The following is a 19,455-nucleotide window of genomic DNA, read 5'->3' as shown; positions in this document are numbered from 1 at the left end:
ACAAATAAAAAAAAATATAAATGAGCCAATTTAGGTATAGCATCTGTGAACCAACAAATCCAAATATTATTGAAAAAGGAAAAATAGATTCTTCGGAAATATTGGAATTAATTAATAATTTCCCATGGAAGAAATATTTGCAAGAAATGGAAAACACAAAGGATCCTTATTATTCACCTTCACTTGAATTTGAAAATTTGAATAACAAAAATGGTTTATCAATTTCTGCTGTAGGTACATCTGAAAAATTTGAATTTTATGTGTTTTTCAAAAGACCAAAAATGCAAAAGACCTGGTTTGGTTTAATTGAAAAATTGAACAATAATTATACTTCTGAATTACTCGATCAGAATGAAGAAAAAACTATAGAAATAGTAAAAGCTTTAGTTAATGATGATTTAAATTTTTTGGAGCGCAAATTCAAATAAACTAAATAAAATATTTTTATGAAGAAGGAATAAATAAAAACCTATTTATTATTTAAAGTTATTTTAGATTTTAGATTGAAAGTTCATAAATCTGAACTCTGCAATCTAAAATCTAAAATTAAATTTCTACCAAAGTTCTGCAACCTCATTTTTAATATATCCTAAAGCAGCATTGCTTGGAGATTGTTTTTCTAATAATTCATTTAAAATAACTTCACGAAGTTTATCTGCACTGTCAACGCGGTCGCTCATGGCAGCTTTACGAATCATTTGAATTGTTGAGTTTTTTGCAGTTGTAATAATAGTCCAACATTCATCAGACATATAAATTTGCTGCGTTAAATTGTGTTCAAATTCTTGTTCGATTTGGTCGATTACAAAGTTTTCATAATCATGTTTATCGTGAGAAATAGGAGTGATTCTGATTAATAATTTTGTCAAATTGATACGCTCTAAAAATAAAGTCATACGTTCGTAAGCTTGCAAACGTATCGGAAGCGATTCTTTATGCGCTTGTCTGTTTAATAAAAAAGCACGCTTTTTATCATTGTTTTTAATATGCAGTTCAAAAAAACTGTAGGCTACAAATCCGGTAACAATGGCAGGTAAAGTATAACTTGCTAATTCTATAATTCTTGTAAAATCCATTTGGGTAAATTTTTTTAGCAAAAATATACTTTTTGACGAGAAATCCACTTTAAATTTACACGAATAAACAAATTGTAAAACTTACTTTTGCTACTTGTTTTTTAATACACTTTTAATGGATTCATACATAATACTTTTTCTTTGCCTGGCAGCTTTTGCAGCAGGATTTATTGATGCAATAGTGGGCGGCGGCGGACTTATCCAAACACCAATGGGATTAATTTTATTGCCAAATCTACCAGTTTCAACAGTTATTGGAACTTTAAAAATTCCAGCTTTCAGCGGAACAGCCTTTGCTGCATTTCAATATCTGAAAAAAGTAGTTATTCAATGGAAATTGCTTTTGATTATGATGTGTTTAGCAGTTCCATCCGCATTTTTAGGTTCTACTATTTTGACACTTGTAAGCAATGATTTTATGAAACCGCTTTTGCTTGTAGTTTTATCATTGTTATTTATATATACTTATGCAAAGAAAAACTTCGGACAGCATGTTGCCAAAGATCATTCGGCAGCAACTCAAATAATATATGCAGTTGTCATTAGTATTATCGTTGGTTTTTATGACGGATTTATTGGCCCCGGAACGGGAAGTTTTTTCGTCGTGGCATTTATTGCCCTTTTAGGCTTTGATTTTTTGCACGCTTCCGCGAATGCGAAAATGGTAAATCTGGCAACGAATTTTGGTTCGATTTGTCTATTTATGATAAAAGGGAAAATCATCTGGACAATAGCAATTCCGATGGCAGTTAGCAACGGACTTGGCGGCTGGCTTGGCGCAAAACTTGCAATCAATAAAGGAAATGGTTTTATTAGAATTTTCTTTTTGATTGTGGTTGTGGGAACTTTGATTCGATTTGCCTACGACGTTTTCTACAAGTAGTTTTATAAACCATATAAGTGATATAAGAAATTATAAGTTGTACCTCAATAAGTTTTAAAATTTTAAATCATATGAGCGTTACTGACTTTGTTTAAGTTACAGAATTAAATGAACTTACATAACTTATATGGTTCAAAAAAAACTTAGCATCTCAGAATCTTAGTATCTTAGGAACTTTCTTTTTTAATTCTTATTTTTGCATAAAGGAGAAAAATTACATGCAGAAATATATTGACCAGCTCAACGAAGCACAGAGAGCGCCTGTTTTACAAAAAGACGGGCCAATGATTATTATTGCTGGTGCAGGTTCGGGGAAAACCCGTGTTTTAACAATTAGAATAGCCTATTTGATGGCTCAGGGTGTTGATGCATTCAACATTTTGTCGCTGACTTTTACCAATAAGGCAGCTCGAGAAATGAAGCACAGGATTTCGGATATTGTGGGAGCATCAGAGGCAAAAAACCTTTGGATGGGAACTTTTCACTCGATTTTCGCTCGTATTCTTCGATCAGAATCAGATCATTTAGGTTATCCGTCCAATTTTACAATTTACGATTCTCAGGATTCAGCCAGATTGATTTCTTCAATTATTAAAGAAATGCAGCTGGATCGTGATATCTATAAACCAAAACAGATTTTAGGTCGTATATCTAGTTATAAAAACAGCTTAATTACTGTAAAAGCATATTTCAATAATCCGGAATTAGTCGAAGCTGATGCCATGGCAAAAAGGCCGAGATTAGGAGAAATTTATCAGCAGTATGTAGAACGTTGTTTTAAGGCTGGAGCAATGGATTTTGATGATTTATTGCTGAAAACAAATGAGTTACTGACTCGTTTTCCAGAGGTTTTAGCAAAATATCAGGATCGTTTTCGTTATATTTTGGTTGATGAGTACCAGGATACAAACCACTCTCAGTATTTGATTGTTAGGGCTTTGTCAGACAGATTTCAGAATATTTGTGTGGTTGGAGATGATGCACAGAGTATTTATGCTTTCCGTGGAGCGAATATCAATAATATTTTGAATTTCCAAAAGGATTACGAAGGTGTAGTAATGTATCGTTTAGAGCAGAATTACCGTTCAACCCGAAATATTGTGGAAGCTGCAAATACGGTTATGGAGCACAACAAAACTAAACTGGATAAAGTAGTTTGGACTGCAAATGATTTTGGTCCAAGAATTAAAGTCCACCGAAGTTTGACAGATGCCGAAGAAGGTCGTTTTGTAGCCAGTACAATTTTTGAACAGAAAATGCAGAATCAATTGCATAATGGAGCTTTTGCAATTTTGTATCGTACTAATGCTCAGTCGCGTGCAATGGAAGACGCGTTGAGAAAACGTGATATTCCGTATAGAATTTATGGTGGATTATCTTTCTACCAACGTAAGGAAATTAAAGATGTTTTATGTTATTTGCGTTTGGTTCTGAATCCGAAAGATGAAGAAGCTTTGATTCGTGTAATCAATTATCCGGCACGTGGAATTGGAGATACAACTGTAGAAAAATTAACTATTGCTGCAAATCATTACAAACGTTCGATTTGGGAAGTAATGGTGAACATCGATAAAATTGATCTTAAACTAAACGCTGGAACTAAAAACAAATTGAAAGATTTTGTAACGATGATTCAGAGTTTCCAGGTTATTGATCAAAATCAGGACGCTTTTTATATAACAGATCACGTTGCAAAGAAAACCGGTTTGGTTCAGGAATTGAAGAAAGATGCAACTCCGGAAGGAATGGCAAAAATCCAAAATATCGAAGAACTTTTAAACGGTATTAAGGACTTTACAGAAGGACAAAGAGAAATTGACGGGGCTAGAGGTGCACTTTCTGAATTTATGGAAGATGTGGCTTTGGCTACAGATTTGGATAAAGATACCAATGATGAAGATCGTGTTGCTTTGATGACGATTCACTTAGCAAAAGGATTAGAATTTCCTCATGTTTTTGTGGTGGGTATGGAAGAAGATTTGTTTCCTAGTGCGATGAGTATGAGTACGAGAAGTGAATTGGAAGAAGAACGTCGTTTATTTTATGTAGCTTTAACTCGTGCAGAACACCAGGCGTATTTGACTTATGCACAGTCACGTTATCGTTGGGGTAAATTGACAGATAGTGAACCATCACGTTTTATTGAAGAAATAGACGGGCAGTTTCTAGAATATCTAACTCCGTCAGAAAGTAATTATCGTTATAAATCTCCAATTGACGGCGATATTTTTGGAGACATTGATAAGTCAAAATTGCGATTAGCAAAACCAGTAGGAGGAACGCCGCCAAAGCATATTACAGATAATAATCCGAAACCGGATTTAAATATTCGTAAATTAAAACCTGTATCTGGAAATGCGCCGGAAAGTTCTAATACTAATTTGTTTGACAGTAAACTAACAATTGGAAATGTCGTAATGCACGAACGTTTCGGAAAAGGAGAAGTGATTAATTTAGAAGGAGTTGGAGCTGATAAAAAAGCCGAAATTAAATTTGAAGTAGGAGGAATTAAAAAACTTCTATTAAGATTTGCTAAATTAGATGTTGTAGGATAACAAAAGTTTCAGGTTTCAGGTTTAAAGTTTCAAGTTATTGGAGCGCACAAACTTGAAACCTGAAACAAAAAAAAACTTGAAACAAAAAACTATGGCTGAATTCATAAAAATATATCCAGATAAACCTAGTGAAGCTGCAATTGCAAAGGTTGTAAAAGTGCTTCAGAATGGTGGTTTGGTAATTTATCCAACAGATACTGTTTACGGTTTAGGCTGTGATATTACCAATTCGAGGGCTTTAGAAAAAATTGCGAAAATAAAAGGAGTAAAATTAGAGAAAGCAAATTTCTCTTTCATTTGCCACGATTTGAGTAATCTTTCAGATTATGTACGCCAGATTGATACTTCGACTTTTAAAATATTAAAAAGAGCTTTGCCCGGACCTTATACATTTATTTTACCTGGAAACAATAATTTACCAAAAGAGTTTAAAAAGAAAACTACTGTTGGTATTCGTGTTCCGGATAATAATATTGTTTTAGAAATTGTTCGTCAGTTAGGAAATCCAATAGTTTCGACTTCGATTCGTGATGAAGATGATGTAATTGAATATACTACAGATCCTGAATTGATTTTTGAAAAGTGGCAAAATCTGGTCGATATGGTAATTGACGGCGGTTATGGAGATAATATTCCGTCAACCATTATAGATTTATCAGAGCATGAGCCAGTTGTTGTAAGGGAAGGAAAGGGAGATATTGATATTTTGTAAAAAAAAACTTAAATAGCATAAAACTTAAAAAATTATAACTAACTTTAGTATAGTTAAAATTTAGTTAGTTAATAAAAGCAATGTTGTCCTTGATTTCTTTTAATTGGTTGTTAAAAAGATTAAGGATACAAAAAAAAGCAGGTCAATTGACCTGCTTTTTCTGTATATAAAGTATGTGTACTTTAAAATTATTTTGCCTGTTTTTTCATTTCTTTCTCGATCATATCGTAGAATTGATCAATTTTAGGCATAACAACAATACGAGTTCTTCTGTTACGAGCTTTGTTCTCTGGAGAATCGTTTGCAACTAATGGTACGTATGAACTTCTACCAGCAGCAATTAATTTTGCAGGGTTAACATTTAAGTCATTTGTCAAGACACGAACGATAGAAGTAGAACGTTTAACACTTAAATCCCAGTTGTCTAGCAAAACTCCGTTGCTTTTGTAAGGAACATCATCAGTATGACCTTCAACCATACACTCAAAATCAGGTTTGTCATTTACCACTTTAGCAACTTTAGCTAAAACTGATTTTGCTTTATCACTTACTTCATAGCTTCCGCTTTTGAATAATAATTTGTCAGCGATAGAGATAAATACAACTCCTTTTTCAACATTGATTTCGATATCTGGATCGTTGATTCCAACTGCACCTTTTAAACTTGTAACTAATGCTAATGTTACACTGTCTTTTTTAGTAAGTGCATCTTGAAGTCTAGATATTTTTAAATCTTTCTCTTTTAAGCTTTCTAACGATTTTTCTAAGTTTTCTGCACCTTTAGTAGTTAAAACTGTTAAATCTTTAGAGCTGTTGATTAAATCTTGATTGTGTTGTTTATAGCTTTCAGCTGTTGCTGCTAATCCTGCTTTTTCTTCCAGACAAGAATTTAATTTAACTGTGCAAGAGTTTAATAAATCTTGTGTCTCTTTTTGCTTAGCCTCTAATGCAGCATATTGCTTTTTAGATACACACGAAGTTAAGGCCATTAATACTGATAGTGCGATAACTATTTTTCTCATAGGTATTATATTTAATTAAACGTTGATTACAAATTTAGTTTTTAATATTTTGATTACTGTTAAAGATTTCTTTAAAAACCTCTAATTTCTTTATATAATAAAGGAAAACGATACTTTTTACGGTATAGTATTGCTGTATTTGAAAATCTTTTCGTTTGTTTAGATATTTTAAAGATAGGCAATAAAATGAAAAATGCGCCTTTAAAATTGCAAAAGTATGTCCAAACTTTCCTTGTGTAAGAAAACGGATACCGGCAATTCCATCTAAAACCATTCTAAAGAAAATCACAAAGAACAATCCTTTTTTTGGCAGGTTTTTGACAAGCATTAACAAGGAATTCCTAAAGTTTAAATACGTTTTTTTAGGATTTCCCTGTTGTAAGGTAGCACCTCCAACATGATAAACAACTGATTCTGAATTGTATTTTATAATATGCCCTTCATTTGCGGCACGCCAGCATAAATCAATTTCTTCCTGATGTGCAAAAAAAGCTTCATCAAAACCTCCTAAAACATGATACACTTCTTTTCTGATAAAAAAGCAAGCGCCCGATGCCCAGAAAAGTTTACAGTTGTCATTATATTGACCGTTGTCTTTTTCGATAGTATCAAAGATTCGGCCCCGGCAAAACGGAAAACCATATTTATCAATAAATCCACCGGCTGCTCCAGCATATTCAAAATATTCTTTGTTTTTAAAATCAAGGATTTTTGGCTGAATAATAGCGGTTTCTTTTTCTTTATCGAAAGTTTCAATGATAGGTTTTAGCCAATTTTCGGTTACTTCAATATCAGAATTAACTAAAGCATAAATCTCAGCATCTACACTTTGAAGAGCATCATTATAACCTTTTGCAAAGCCATGATTTCCGCTATTTTGAATGATTTTTATTGAAGGATAATTTTCTCTAACAAAATTTACAGAACTATCTGTTGATGCATTATCAGCTACATAAATAGTAGCTTCTTCTGAATATTGTAAAACTGAAGGTAAAAATTGTTCTAACAATTTAACTCCGTTCCAATTTAAAATGACAACTGCTATTTTATCCAAAAGTGTTTTATTTTATTTATTAATATGGTAATCTGGTAAGTTCTGTAAAAACTGATATTTTTCATTTTCAAAGTCCATTTGACAGTAAAAATGACTTAACCCATTCGTGACATTCAAAAACCGTGCCTTCATGGTCATGTTATAACGGGCAATTTGATCAAAAGTTGCTTGTGATATTTTTACTTCAGGCGCTTTGCACTCTACTAATATATGTATAGAACCGTCTGAATTAAAAACAACAACATCATATCTTTTTCGTAATCCATTGACAGTTAAAACTTTCTCTACATTGATAAGCGATTTTGGGTATTTTTTTTCATTAATTAAATAATGAACAACATGCTGACGAACCCATTCTTCTGGAGTAAGAATGATAAATTTTTTCCTGATTTCATCAAAAATAGACACTTTATTTTCGCTATTTTTGAATCGGAAAGTATATGTAGGGAAATTTAGTTTTAACATATAGCAAAAATATAAAATAGTTTCAGGTTTCAGGTTTAAAGTTTCAAGTTTTGGAACGTGAACCTGAAACCTGAAATTTGAAACAAAAATATTTGAATGGACGAAGTTGTAAAAATTGTCAATGATATCAAGGCAGGAGATATAAAACCTATTTATTTTTTAATGGGCGAAGAACCTTATTATATAGATAAATTGTCTGAATACATTGAACAAAATGTACTGGCCGAAGAAGAAAAAGGATTTAACCAAACGGTTTTATACGGAAGAGATGTTTCCATTGAAGATATTGTTTCAACAGCGAAACGTTATCCAATGATGGCTGATCGTCAGGTTGTTATTGTGAAAGAAGCACAGGATTTATCCAGAACAATTGATAAAATCGAATCTTATGTAGATAATCCGATGCAATCAACAGTTTTGGTTTTTTGTTATAAATATAAAACACTTGATAAACGTAAAAAGGTAACCAAACTTTTAGCGCAAAAAGGAATTGTTTACGAAAGTAAAAAACTATACGAAAATCAGGTTGGAGATTGGATTAAGCGTGTTTTGGCTGGAAAAAAATATACAATTGACCCAAAAGCAAATGCTATGCTTGTTGAATTTTTGGGAACTGATTTGAGTAAAATAAATAATGAGTTAGAAAAACTGCAGATTATTTTACCTAAGGAAACAATGATTACGCCTCAGCATATTGAAGAGAATATTGGTTTTAGCAAAGACTATAATGTATTCGAACTTCGAAAAGCAATTGGCGAACGCAATCAGTTGAAAGCTTATAAGATAGCCGAAAATTTTGCTCATAATCCAAAGGAGTATCCGCTGGTAATGACAACCGGTTTAGTTTTTGGATTTTTTGTTCAGCTTTTAAAATACCACGGACTTAAAGATAAAAATCCAAAGAACGTCGCAGCAGCAATTGGAGTAAATCCATATTTTTTAAAAGAATACGATTTGGCGGTAAAAAATTATCCAATGCGAAAAGTCAGTCAGATTGTTGGAGCGTTAAGAGATATTGATGTAAAAAGTAAAGGTGTAGGAGCCAATGCTTTGCCGCAATCAGATTTGTTAAAAGAAATGCTGTATAAAATATTTAATTAAGCCGTGAAAATTCACGATATTTGCCTTTCTAAAAATTTTACTACTTAAAAATAATAATTACACAATTATGGGAATGAATAAAAATACCGTTTTAGGATGGGCTACTTTTATAATGGTACTTATGGGATTGTTGCTTATAGGTCTTGGCGCTTTTAGATATAGTGACGTTTCTGGCTGGGGATTTGCGGCGGCAGGTGTTGGTTTTTTTGCTAATGCTTGGGTTTTTAACGCTTTAAAAGGTAGAGTTTAATCTTTTCAATATCAATTGCAAAAATCAATTGCAATATAAATTCAATAAAAAATAAATAATTAAAATAAATAATTAAAATAAAATATAGAAAATGTCAGACGATAAGAAAGTAATTTTCTCAATGCAAAAATTGAGTAAAACCTATCAGGGAGCAGACAAACCAGTACTTAAAAACATTTATTTAAGTTTCTTTTACGGAGCTAAAATTGGTATTTTAGGTCTTAACGGTTCTGGAAAATCTTCTCTTTTAAAAATTATTGCAGGAGTTGATAAAAATTATCAGGGAGATGTGGTTTTTCAGCCAGGTTATACTGTAGGTTATTTAGAGCAGGAGCCAATCCTAGATGATTCTAAAACTGTTATCGAAATTGTTCGTGAAGGAGCTGCTGAAACTATGGCTGTTCTGGAAGAATATAACCAAATTAATGATCTATTCGGTCTTGAGGAAAATTACTCAGATCCAGATAAAATGGATAAATTGATGGATCGTCAGGCTGCTTTGCAAGACAAAATTGATGCTCTTGGTGCTTGGGAAATCGATACCAAATTAGAAATTGCAATGGATGCTTTGCGTACGCCGGAAGGTGATACGCCTATTAAAAACCTTTCTGGAGGTGAGCGTCGTCGTGTAGCTTTATGTCGTTTGTTATTACAACAGCCAGATGTATTGTTACTTGATGAGCCTACCAACCACCTTGATGCTGAATCTGTACTTTGGTTAGAGCAGCATTTAGCACAATATTCAGGAACTGTAATTGCGGTAACGCACGATAGATATTTCCTTGATAATGTGGCAGGTTGGATTCTGGAGTTAGATAGAGGAGAAGGTATTCCATGGAAAGGAAACTATTCTTCTTGGTTAGACCAAAAATCAAACCGTATGGCTCAGGAAGAAAAAGTAGCTTCAAAACGTAGAAAAACTTTAGAGCGTGAGTTAGAATGGGTTCGTCAAGGAGCAAAAGGACGTCAGACAAAACAAAAAGCACGTTTACAGAATTACGATAAATTATTAAATGAAGACCAAAAACAATTGGACGAAAACTTGGAAATCTATATTCCGAATGGTCCACGTTTAGGCACGAATGTAATTGAAGCTAAAAATGTTGCCAAAGCTTTTGGTGAAAAATTATTATATGATAATTTGAACTTTACTTTGCCACAAGCTGGTATTGTTGGAATTATTGGACCAAACGGTGCTGGTAAATCTACTATTTTCAAAATGATTATGGGAGAGCAAGCTACAGACAGCGGAGAATTTTCAGTTGGAGAAACTGTAAAGATCGCTTATGTAGATCAGTCACACTCTAATATAGATCCGAATAAATCTATTTGGGAAAACTTTGCCGACGGTCAGGAATTAGTAATGATGGGAGGAAAGCAAGTTAATTCAAGAGCTTACTTATCTCGTTTCAATTTTGGCGGTGGTGAACAAAACAAAAAAGTTTCAATGTTGTCTGGTGGAGAACGTAACCGTTTACACTTAGCTATGACTTTGAAAGAAGAAGGAAACGTACTTTTACTGGATGAGCCTACGAATGACCTTGACGTAAATACACTTCGTGCACTTGAAGAAGGTTTAGAGAATTTCGCTGGTTGTGCCGTAATTATTTCTCACGACAGATGGTTCTTAGACAGAATTTGTACACACATCTTAGCTTTTGAAGGAGACTCTGAAGTTTATTTCTTCGAAGGAAGTTTCTCTGATTATGAAGAAAACAAAAAGAAACGTCTTGGTGGCGACTTAACTCCAAAACGTTTGAAATACAGAAAATTGATTAGATAATAAAATCTAAATTTTCAATAAAAAAATCCCAAATTCCAATTGTTGTGAATTTGGGATTTTTGTTTTTTGTCATTTCGAGGAACGAGAAATCGCACAAGAAACTCGACAAAGATTGGCGACATTCTATACGGAATTACTAGTGCGATTTCTCGTTCCTCGAAATGACAAAATAAAAATCTGTATAAACCCGTTTGATCAGTAAAATCAGTGGGCAATCTTTACAAAAACTTAGCCTTCAATTCCGGAGTAGGAATCATGCAGCTTTCTTTTTTGCCATACCATTTGTAACGGTTTTTAGCAATATAATCGTAAATATAATTTCGGAGTTTTTCTGGTAAAATTTTAAAAACAGAAAGTAAACTGTAAATTCCACCTAAGTCATTTGCAATTTCTATAACTGCAGATGATTTATGATAATAAGCAACACCGGGATTATACAAAATTATGCTGTCAATTTTAGTTTGATCAACGCCAATATAATTGCAAATCTCTTTTCCCAAATCTGACTGTAAAGCCACAAAACGAAAAATATCTTTTTTATCGTGTATGATAATAAACTGAACTGCGCCGTTGCATAAGTTGCAAACGCCATCGAAGAGGATTATTTTTTTATCAGGAGCTGTCATTGCGAGGAACGAAGCAATCTCATTTTTGGTTTTCATATATTTAGTAACTGCTTTTTTTAGTGTGTTTTAATGTATGATAGTTAATTGTTTTAATGCGGTTGCTTCGTTCCTCGCAATGACAAAACTATAAATAAAATTAAATTGTAAGATTTTTTACCTCTATTTATTTTATTTATAGATATAATAAAACCAATAAATTTTATAAATCAAAAACAGCTTTCATAAATTATTTTTAAGCGCTTTTTGAATTTTTTTCATCTTCGTAATTGCCTTTTTGAAGATCGTTTCTTAAATCGCTTTATTTTAATTTTGTACTAATTTTTCACATTTTTAATCCTGAAAACTTCCACTACGATTGAAAACTAAAAAAAACTTACTTCTTCCCAGCTTCGACAAACTCTAATTCATCCAAACTTACTTTCGAAGTAAAAATTCCGTAATTTACTGTTGCTTTGTTTTTTTCGATAGAGTCGATACTTCCAACAGATCTTCCGTCGAGCATTCTAACTCTGTCACCAACTTTTAAAATTGGTTTTGGTTTTTCTATAACTGGTTTGAGTTTCTTCTCTTTTTTCTCTTTTCGAATTTCTTCAACTTTTACTTGAACTTCGGCAATAACTTCTTTTTTCTTTTCGGTTATCGCTTTAGTTTCCTTTGGAGTTGCTTTTTTACGTTTTGAGTTTTCGATTTCAACAATTTTCAAAAATTCTCCAATAAGTTCTTTTTTGTTTTTGTTGTTGAAATATTTCTCAGCAATATCATCAATTTTTTGTCCTATATATATAATCTTCTGGTTACTGTCATATAATTCCTGATAGCTTTCTAATTTCTGCTGGATTCTTGTATTGATGTTTTCCATCTTTTTACTTTCCTCACGAGCACGGGTCTCTTCTTCTTTTAAATTAAGAGAAGTTTTCTCAAGCTTCGATCTTTCTTTTTGAAGCGTTGCAATGGTTTTATCAAAACGAACTTTTCCAACTTCGATTTTCTTTTTCGCACGATTAATCAATCCAAACGGAATTCCATTTTTTTGTGCAACCTCAAATGTAAACGAACTTCCTGCTTGTCCTAAAGCCAATTTGTACATTGGTTCTAAAGACTTTTCATCAAACATCATGTTTGCATTTGTAGCAAAAGGCAATTCGTTAGCCAGAATTTTTAAGTTTGAATAATGTGTTGTAATAATTCCGAAAGCTTCACGGTGATAAAATTCTTCCAGGAAAATTTCAGCCAAAGCTCCACCTAATTCAGGATCAGAACCGGTACCGAATTCGTCAATTAAAAACATGGTTTTCTTGTTGCATTTCTTCAAGAAATAATTCATGTTTTTTAAACGATAACTATATGTACTTAAGTGATTTTCAATAGATTGATTATCTCCAATGTCTGTTAGAATTCTGTCAAACAAGAAAGTTTCACTTCGTTCGTGAACCGGAATTAAAATTCCAGACTGCAGCATTAATTGAAGTAAACCAACAGTTTTTAAGGAAATTGTTTTTCCTCCTGCATTTGGTCCAGAAATTACAATAATTCTGTTTTCTTGTTTTAATTCAATTGTCTGCGGATGCGTAACTTCATTTTTTTGTTTGTTGTTCAAATACAAAATAGGATGATATGCTTCTCTAAAAAACAATCTTCTTTCTTCTGTAATTGCTGGCAAGATTCCATTGATTCGGTTTGCATATTTTGCTTTTCCGGCAACGACATCAATATCACTTAAAAAGTCTTGATATTCAATAAGTAAAGGTAAATACGGACGAATTATATTTGATAAATTCTTTAAAATTCGCGTAATTTCTTCTTTCTCTTCATATTCAAGATTTGCTAATTCTCTTGAGTATTTTAAAGTTGCTTCAGGTTCAATGTAAGCAATGCTTCCGGTTTTGGAACTTCCTAAAATAGAGCCTTTTACTTTACGTCTGTACATAGCAAGTACAGCCAAAACACGTCGGTTTTGAACGAAACTTTCTTTGATATCATCCAAATATCCTAAGCCGTTATATTGCGTTAAAGCTACACCAAAACTTTGGTTTACTTTTCCGCGAACTAAATTCATATTCTGACGAATACTCAAAAGTGCAGGAGAAGCATTGTCTTTAATTTCTCCGTATTTATCAACAATTGCATCAATATGAGTTATGATATCTTTTGTTAATTCTACACGAGAAGCTCTTGCATTTAAGTTTGGATAATAATCATCGAATTTTTTTAAGAAATTCAATAAGACATTTGTTGTCGCAGAAAGATTCGCAATTTTTCTAAAACTGCCTACTTCAAGAAAACTGTCTTCAATTGCTAAAAACTTAATTTCGTGCGTTATAGCGTCAAATCCATGATTTGGAATTGCGTTGTTATTTTCAAAAGACGAAACATATTCTGAAGTCTGCATTAAAGACTGCATTAAAGTTTCTTTATCTCTGAATGGTGTTATTTGTAAAGCTTTTTCTTTTCCAATATCTGTATTACAGCCAGCCGAAATGGTTTCGAGCACTGTTGGAAATTGTAAATCTTGTAATGTTTTTTCGGTAATACTAATCATTTAATTTCTTTAAGAAAGTACAGGCAAAAATACAAAAATAGTATCATTGAATACTGTAAAGTTATTGTGTTATTTTATTGTTTGTTAAAGTATGATTTAACTTAAAAATTTCTGAAATTCGCATAAAAAAATTATGGACGTAAAAATGCATTCTTCCTGGAAACCAGTTTTAAACGAAGAATTTGAAAAACCTTATTTCAATGAATTGATTGATTTTGTAAAATCAGAATATTCAACGAAGGTTTGTTATCCAAAGGGAAGCCAGATTTTTTCAGCTTTTGATCATTGTCATTTCGATCAGGTTAAAGTGGTTATTATTGGTCAGGATCCTTATCACGGACCTAATCAGGCAAATGGTTTGTGTTTTTCTGTAAATGACGGAATTCCGTTTCCGCCTTCACTTCATAATATTTTCAAAGAAATCGAAACTGATTTAGGTAAACCACTTCCAAAAACCGGAAATTTAGAACGCTGGGCAGATCAGGGTGTTTTTCTTTTAAATGCTACTTTAACGGTTAGACAATCTGAGGCAGGAAGTCATCAGGGTAAAGGCTGGGAAAAATTTACTGACGCTGTTATTAAACAAATTTCTGCTGAATCTGAAAATGTTGTGTTTTTACTTTGGGGCGGTTTTGCTCAAAAGAAAGCTACATTAATCGACGCTTCAAAACATCATATTTTAAAATCAGGACACCCATCTCCTTTAAGTGCTAATAGAGGTTTTTGGTTTGGAAATAAACATTTCAGCCAGACAAATGCTTTTCTAAAATCAAAAGGACTTCAGGAAATAGAGTGGTAATATAAAAGGTTCTATTTTATTCTAATAATTTAGAACCTCAAATTTATTATCTGCTATTTTAAAAATACTTGGATCTACGGTACAGTCTTGAAGGATTTTTAGATTTTCTTCTTCGCTAAGGCCATAACAAAAATATATTCCGTCAAATTTTACTTTATTGATATTGGCTTCAAAAGAATGTTTAAATTCATAATCACCATAATAAGTACGGGCAATTTTTCCTGTCCAGGAAATTTCAAAAGTATTATCAGGGTTTCTGTTTAAAACTATTTTATGATCGCAGCAGCTGTCATGTCCTAATAGATAAATATAAAAAGCTAAATCCTGAAAATCAAATTTATCTCCTAATGGTAATTGATCAGTAATAAGGGTTTCGTGATTGAATTTAGAAAAATCAAATTTATTTTCAGAAGTTCCCATTACAATTCCACCAGAATGCCATTCGGTTGAAGACAAAATACAATTATGATAATTACCCCAAACTGTTTTAGATTTCCAATCTGAATCTACATCTTCATTATCATCAGAATCATCTTCGGCATAATAAGAATTTGTTACTAAATGAAAATCAAATAACAAACCTCTTTCTGGATCGACTCTTGCACTCCAAACAAATTCTTCTAAAGTATGACCCAATGGATATGGATTATCATGAAAGAAAATTCTATTGGTATTGCTCATGAGTCAAAAATAAATAGGGATAAATTATTTTTTAATAATTTCTTCTAAAACAGCTTCGTTTTCGTAGTTAGTAACTTTTAGAATAATCTCTTGATTTTTAACTGTTTTTCCTTCAATAACATATAATTTTCCCTTGTTAAAAGGAACATTACTTTGGTCAAAATCAACATCACCGTAAGTTAAAGTATTTTTAATATCGGCAGTATCAACCCATTTTTCGTTTAAAGTCTGAATTGCTTTATCGGAATATTTAAAAGGTTTTGTTCTTAGATTGTTTAAAACTCGGGCGTTTGGAAAATAATTACAGCGAGTGTCTTTACCACTAAATACAAGGGCTACAAAAAAGCATCCCATAATTAATCCAATCAAATAATATGCAAAACGGTGTACGAACTTCATGAAATAAAATTTTGGCAAAGGTACATTAAAGTTCCTTTAAAATACAAGTAAATTAATATCGTTGTCTGGCAGGTCGAACCAGTCGCCAATAGCTTTATTTGTTAGAATTCCATGATATAAATAAATTCCGTTTTTAAGTCCTTTATTGCATCGAATCGCACTTTCTAAACCACCATCTTCGGCTATCTGATGCAGGTAAGGTGTTAGAATGTTACTAATTGATAATGAGGCAGTTTTGGAATAACGTGAAGGTATATTTGGTACACAATAGTGTAAAACATTGCTTTTTATGAAAGTAGGTTTTTCGTGAGTTGTAACTTCTGATGTTTCGAAACAACCTCCGGTATCAATACTCACATCGACAATTACAGCGCCTTTTTTCATGTGTTCGACCATAGTTTCATTAACAACAATCGGGCATCTTTCTTTTCCTCTCATTGCTCCAATTGCAACATCACAACGTCTTAAAGCTTTTAATAAACCTTTTTGTTGTATCGTTGAAGTAAAAATTCGCTGGTTTAAATTGTTTTGTAAACGACGTAATTTTGTGATTGAATTATCAAAAACTTTTACGTTTGCACCTAATCCAATGGCTGTTTTTGCAGCAAATTCACCAACTGTTCCGGCTCCAAGAATTACAACTTCGGTAGGAGGGACACCGGTAATATTTCCGAATAAAAGCCCTTTTCCAAATTCATCGGTAATCATTAATTCGGCTGCAATAAGGATAGAAGCAGTTCCTGCAATTTCGCTTAGAGATTTTACGGCAGGATAAGAACCGTCTTCATCTTTAATATATTCAAAAGCTAAAGCTGTAATTTTTTTTTGTGCCAAAGCTTCAAAATAAGCTTTCTTTTTGGTTTTCAATTGAATGGCCGAAATGATTGTCGTTTCCGGATTTATCATTTCAATTTCAGCTAATGTTGGCGGTTCTACTTTTAATAGAAGTGGACAACCGAAAACCCTTTTGGTATCTTTTGTAATTTCTGCACCTGCATCTGAGTATTCCTTATCGGTATAACTCGAACTTTCTCCTGCTCCAGATTCAATCATAACACGATGACCTTCATAAGTAAGGGAATTTACGGCATCGGGAGTCAAACAGATACGACGTTCCTGATAGCTTGTTTCCTTAGGAATTCCTATGAAAAGTTCTCTTTTAAAACGACCAACCTCAAGTTTTTCTTCTTGGGGAAGCAATTGTTGTTTTGTAAATGGAGTTAAGGTAATTGACATGGATTGTGCAAAATATTAAGGGTACAAATTACGTAAAAAGTTTTAAAATTAGTGCAAAAATTCTGCTAATAGTAAAGTCTAATGTTAAGTTATTTTTTGTGTCTCTGTGTAAATTTTTACCGCAGAGATTCGCAAAGAATTCACAGAGGTTCGCAAAGCTTTTAGGCTAAGCTAATTTCAATTCTCTTTTTCCATCTGCCAATAATTCAATATTAATGGTAGAATATTCTTCCGGAAGCAGATTCGCAATTTTTTCAGACCATTCGATAAAACACCAGTTTCCGGAATATAAATAATCATCAACGCCCATATCGAGCGCTTCGGTTTCTTTGTTTAATCGGTAGAAATCAAAATGATAAACGGTTTGATTATTAGATGTATAATATTCATTTACCAAAGAAAAAGTCGGGCTGCTGGTAGCATCCTGCACTCCTAAACTTTTGCATAACTGCTTAATTAAAGTAGTTTTTCCAACGCCCATTTCTCCATTAAAAAGAATGATTTTTTTAGGGTTTGAATCTAAAATCTGCTGTGCAACGTCCTGAATTTGATCTAATGAAAAAACGATAGTCATTTTTATATTTTTTTTGCCACGAATTTCACAAATTTTCACGAATTAAAAGTTGTTTTTCTTTTCAATTTCAATAAAAATTAGTGTCAATTCGTGAAATTCGTGGCGATATATTTTTATTTCGGATTAAATACCAAGAACGGAATAATCATTTCTTCTAACGAAATTCCACCATGTTGATAGGTATTTTTATAATAACTTACATAATGATTATAGTTGTTTACGTAAGCCAGGAAAAAATCATTTTTGGCAAAAATAAACGAACTACTCATATTTATGGCAGGTAAACCAATTGTTTTAGGTTCTTTAACTACGTAAACATCTTTTTGTTCGTATGTTAAACTGCGGCCTGTTTTGTAGCGCAAATTTAAACTTGTATTTTTATCTCCCACAACTTTCGACGGATTTTTTACATTAATTGTTCCGTGATCTGTGGTTAAAATCAATTTGAAACCTAAAACTTGTGCTTGTTGAATAATTTCCAGTAAAGGAGAATTTTTAAACCAGCTCAATGTCAAGGAACGATATGCTTTATCATCAGAAGCTAATTCTTTTACTACTTCCATTTCGGTTTTAGCATGCGAAAGCATATCCACAAAATTGTAAACAACCGTTACTAAGTCGTTTCCTTTTAAGGCTTTAAAGTTTTCTGCCAGTTTTTTACCTCCGGCATAATTGGTGATTTTGAAATAATCTTCTTTAATATTTAATCCTAAACGCTTTATTTGTGCCGAAAGAAATTCGGCTTCGTAAAGGTTTTTTCCTCCGTCTTCAACATCATTTTTCCAATATTGTGGAAACTGTTTTTCCATGTCTAAAGGCGTTAAACCAGAGAAAATAGCATTTCTGGCATATTGCGTAGCGGTTGGAAGAATAGAGAAATATGGAACTTCTTTTTCTAATTTATAGTAATTAGAAATTACGGTTTCAAAAGATTTCCATTGATCGTAGCGAAGATTATCAATTACAACAAACAAGATTGGTTTGTCTTTCTTTTTAATTTCAGGAACTACTAATTCTTTAAATAAATTATGCGATTGAATAGGTTTATCTGCTTTTGGTGCAAACCAGTCTTCATAATTTCTTTCAATATATTTTCCGAATTGAGAATTGGCTTCAACCTTTTGAGATTCAAGAATTTCGATCATTGCCTGATCATTAATATTCTCTAATTTTAATTCCCAGAAAAGCAATTTTTTATACAATTCAACCCAGTCTTCATAAGAATTAACCATCGCTAATTCCATTGAAATTTTGCGAAATTCTTTCTGATAATCGAGCGTTGTTTTTTCTGAAATTAATCTGGAATCGTCCAGGTTTTTCTTCAAACTCAATAAAATTTGATTCGGATTTACTGGTTTTATCAAATAATCAGCGATTTTAGAACCAATCGCTTCTTCCATTATATATTCTTCTTCGCTTTTAGTAATCATAATCATCGGGATGGCTGATTTTTTCTCTTTCATTTCAGAAAGAGTTTCAAGTCCGCTCATTCCCGGCATATTTTCATCAAGGAAAACAATATCGAAATTTTCTTCTTCAAACAAAGCAATAGCATCAAGGCCGTTATTGCTTGTTGTTACTTCATAATTCTTTTTTTCCAGAAATAATATATGTGGCTTTAAAAGATCGATCTCATCATCGACCCAAAGTATTTTGATCTTATCCATAAACAATTTTAATTTTAATGCAATTTAAAGGTA

19 protein-coding genes are annotated in these 19,455 nt (G+C 32.4%); 8 read left to right on the top strand and 11 right to left on the bottom strand.

Features of this window, described 5'->3' with window-relative positions:
• Positions 1–20 precede the first annotated feature (20 nt).
• A complete protein-coding gene (locus tag J2Y38_RS18735; protein ID WP_309845508.1) occupies positions 21–428 on the top strand; it encodes a hypothetical protein in 408 nt (135 codons plus the stop codon).
• A 126-nt stretch (positions 429–554) separates the two neighbouring features.
• Here J2Y38_RS18735 and J2Y38_RS18730 read toward each other — a convergent pair whose 3' ends face one another.
• Positions 555–1,076: a hypothetical protein gene (locus J2Y38_RS18730; RefSeq protein WP_053471407.1), complete on the bottom strand. Its 522-nt coding sequence runs from the start codon at positions 1,074–1,076 to the stop codon at positions 555–557.
• Positions 1,077–1,191: 115 nt separating this feature from the next.
• Between J2Y38_RS18730 and J2Y38_RS18725 the strand changes: the two genes are divergently transcribed.
• The 3 genes from J2Y38_RS18725 to J2Y38_RS18715 all read left to right on the top strand — a co-directional run bounded on the left by J2Y38_RS18725 (position 1,192) and on the right by J2Y38_RS18715 (position 5,226).
• The gene (locus J2Y38_RS18725; RefSeq protein WP_180860198.1) at positions 1,192–1,959 is read left to right on the top strand and encodes a TSUP family transporter; all 768 of its coding nucleotides are present in this window, start codon (positions 1,192–1,194) and stop codon (positions 1,957–1,959) included.
• A gap of 218 nt (positions 1,960–2,177) precedes the next feature.
• Positions 2,178–4,514, top strand: coding sequence for an ATP-dependent helicase (locus J2Y38_RS18720; protein WP_053471409.1), 2,337 nt, complete (start codon positions 2,178–2,180; stop codon positions 4,512–4,514).
• 91 nt (positions 4,515–4,605) lie between these two features.
• Entirely contained in the window at positions 4,606–5,226 is a 621-nt protein-coding gene (locus J2Y38_RS18715; protein ID WP_309845504.1) for an L-threonylcarbamoyladenylate synthase, read from the top strand.
• A gap of 188 nt (positions 5,227–5,414) precedes the next feature.
• On the opposite strand, the gene J2Y38_RS18710 is transcribed toward J2Y38_RS18715, so the two are convergent.
• The 3 genes from J2Y38_RS18710 to J2Y38_RS18700 are packed head-to-tail and all read right to left on the bottom strand — an operon-like array spanning position 5,415 to position 7,767.
• Entirely contained in the window at positions 5,415–6,248 is an 834-nt protein-coding gene (locus J2Y38_RS18710; RefSeq protein WP_053471411.1) for an OmpA family protein, read from the bottom strand.
• 34 nt (positions 6,249–6,282) lie between these two features.
• On the bottom strand, positions 6,283–7,302 hold the full coding sequence (locus tag J2Y38_RS18705; RefSeq protein ID WP_309845500.1) for a glycosyltransferase: 1,020 nt from the start codon (positions 7,300–7,302) through the stop codon (positions 6,283–6,285).
• Positions 7,303–7,314: 12 nt separating this feature from the next.
• A complete protein-coding gene (locus J2Y38_RS18700; protein WP_053471413.1) occupies positions 7,315–7,767 on the bottom strand; it encodes a type I restriction enzyme HsdR N-terminal domain-containing protein in 453 nt (150 codons plus the stop codon).
• A 96-nt stretch (positions 7,768–7,863) separates the two neighbouring features.
• On the opposite strand from J2Y38_RS18700, the gene holA reads away from it, so the two are divergent.
• The 3 genes from holA (at position 7,864) to ettA (ending at position 10,901) form a co-directional block, all read left to right on the top strand.
• Entirely contained in the window at positions 7,864–8,868 is a 1,005-nt protein-coding gene (gene holA, locus J2Y38_RS18695) for a DNA polymerase III subunit delta (RefSeq protein ID WP_309845498.1), read from the top strand.
• A gap of 67 nt (positions 8,869–8,935) precedes the next feature.
• Entirely contained in the window at positions 8,936–9,118 is a 183-nt protein-coding gene (locus J2Y38_RS18690) for a CAL67264 family membrane protein (RefSeq protein ID WP_056209547.1), read from the top strand.
• Between the two features lie 91 nt (positions 9,119–9,209).
• A complete protein-coding gene (gene ettA, locus J2Y38_RS18685; protein ID WP_309845494.1) occupies positions 9,210–10,901 on the top strand; it encodes an energy-dependent translational throttle protein EttA in 1,692 nt (563 codons plus the stop codon).
• A 218-nt stretch (positions 10,902–11,119) separates the two neighbouring features.
• Here ettA and J2Y38_RS18680 read toward each other — a convergent pair whose 3' ends face one another.
• Both J2Y38_RS18680 and J2Y38_RS18675 read right to left on the bottom strand, forming a co-directional pair.
• Positions 11,120–11,563, bottom strand: a complete 444-nt coding sequence (locus J2Y38_RS18680) for a DCC1-like thiol-disulfide oxidoreductase family protein (RefSeq protein WP_309845492.1) — start codon at positions 11,561–11,563, stop codon at positions 11,120–11,122.
• Between the two features lie 337 nt (positions 11,564–11,900).
• Complete coding sequence (locus J2Y38_RS18675) at positions 11,901–14,066, bottom strand: endonuclease MutS2 (protein ID WP_180860176.1); 2,166 nt, start codon at positions 14,064–14,066, stop codon at positions 11,901–11,903.
• Between the two features lie 133 nt (positions 14,067–14,199).
• Between J2Y38_RS18675 and J2Y38_RS18670 the strand changes: the two genes are divergently transcribed.
• Positions 14,200–14,865, top strand: coding sequence for a uracil-DNA glycosylase (locus J2Y38_RS18670; RefSeq protein WP_309845488.1), 666 nt, complete (start codon positions 14,200–14,202; stop codon positions 14,863–14,865).
• A gap of 21 nt (positions 14,866–14,886) precedes the next feature.
• Here J2Y38_RS18670 and J2Y38_RS18665 read toward each other — a convergent pair whose 3' ends face one another.
• The 5 genes from J2Y38_RS18665 to J2Y38_RS18645 all read right to left on the bottom strand — a co-directional run bounded on the left by J2Y38_RS18665 (position 14,887) and on the right by J2Y38_RS18645 (position 19,422).
• Complete coding sequence (locus J2Y38_RS18665) at positions 14,887–15,546, bottom strand: hypothetical protein (protein ID WP_309845485.1); 660 nt, start codon at positions 15,544–15,546, stop codon at positions 14,887–14,889.
• 24 nt (positions 15,547–15,570) lie between these two features.
• A complete protein-coding gene (locus tag J2Y38_RS18660) occupies positions 15,571–15,945 on the bottom strand; it encodes a DUF4258 domain-containing protein (RefSeq protein WP_309845484.1) in 375 nt (124 codons plus the stop codon).
• 36 nt (positions 15,946–15,981) lie between these two features.
• Positions 15,982–17,181, bottom strand: coding sequence for an alanine dehydrogenase (locus J2Y38_RS18655; protein ID WP_053471421.1), 1,200 nt, complete (start codon positions 17,179–17,181; stop codon positions 15,982–15,984).
• Positions 17,182–17,347: 166 nt separating this feature from the next.
• Positions 17,348–17,755: a tRNA (adenosine(37)-N6)-threonylcarbamoyltransferase complex ATPase subunit type 1 TsaE gene (tsaE, locus tag J2Y38_RS18650; protein WP_309845482.1), complete on the bottom strand. Its 408-nt coding sequence runs from the start codon at positions 17,753–17,755 to the stop codon at positions 17,348–17,350.
• A 113-nt stretch (positions 17,756–17,868) separates the two neighbouring features.
• A complete protein-coding gene (locus J2Y38_RS18645; protein ID WP_309845481.1) occupies positions 17,869–19,422 on the bottom strand; it encodes a bifunctional response regulator/alkaline phosphatase family protein in 1,554 nt (517 codons plus the stop codon).
• Positions 19,423–19,455 lie beyond the last annotated feature (33 nt).

This window comes from Flavobacterium sp. 2755 (assembly GCF_031455715.1).
Lineage (GTDB): Bacteria > Bacteroidota > Bacteroidia > Flavobacteriales > Flavobacteriaceae > Flavobacterium.
Note: the sequence above shows the minus strand (reverse complement) of the source record. Positions and strands in the feature narration are given on the sequence as shown.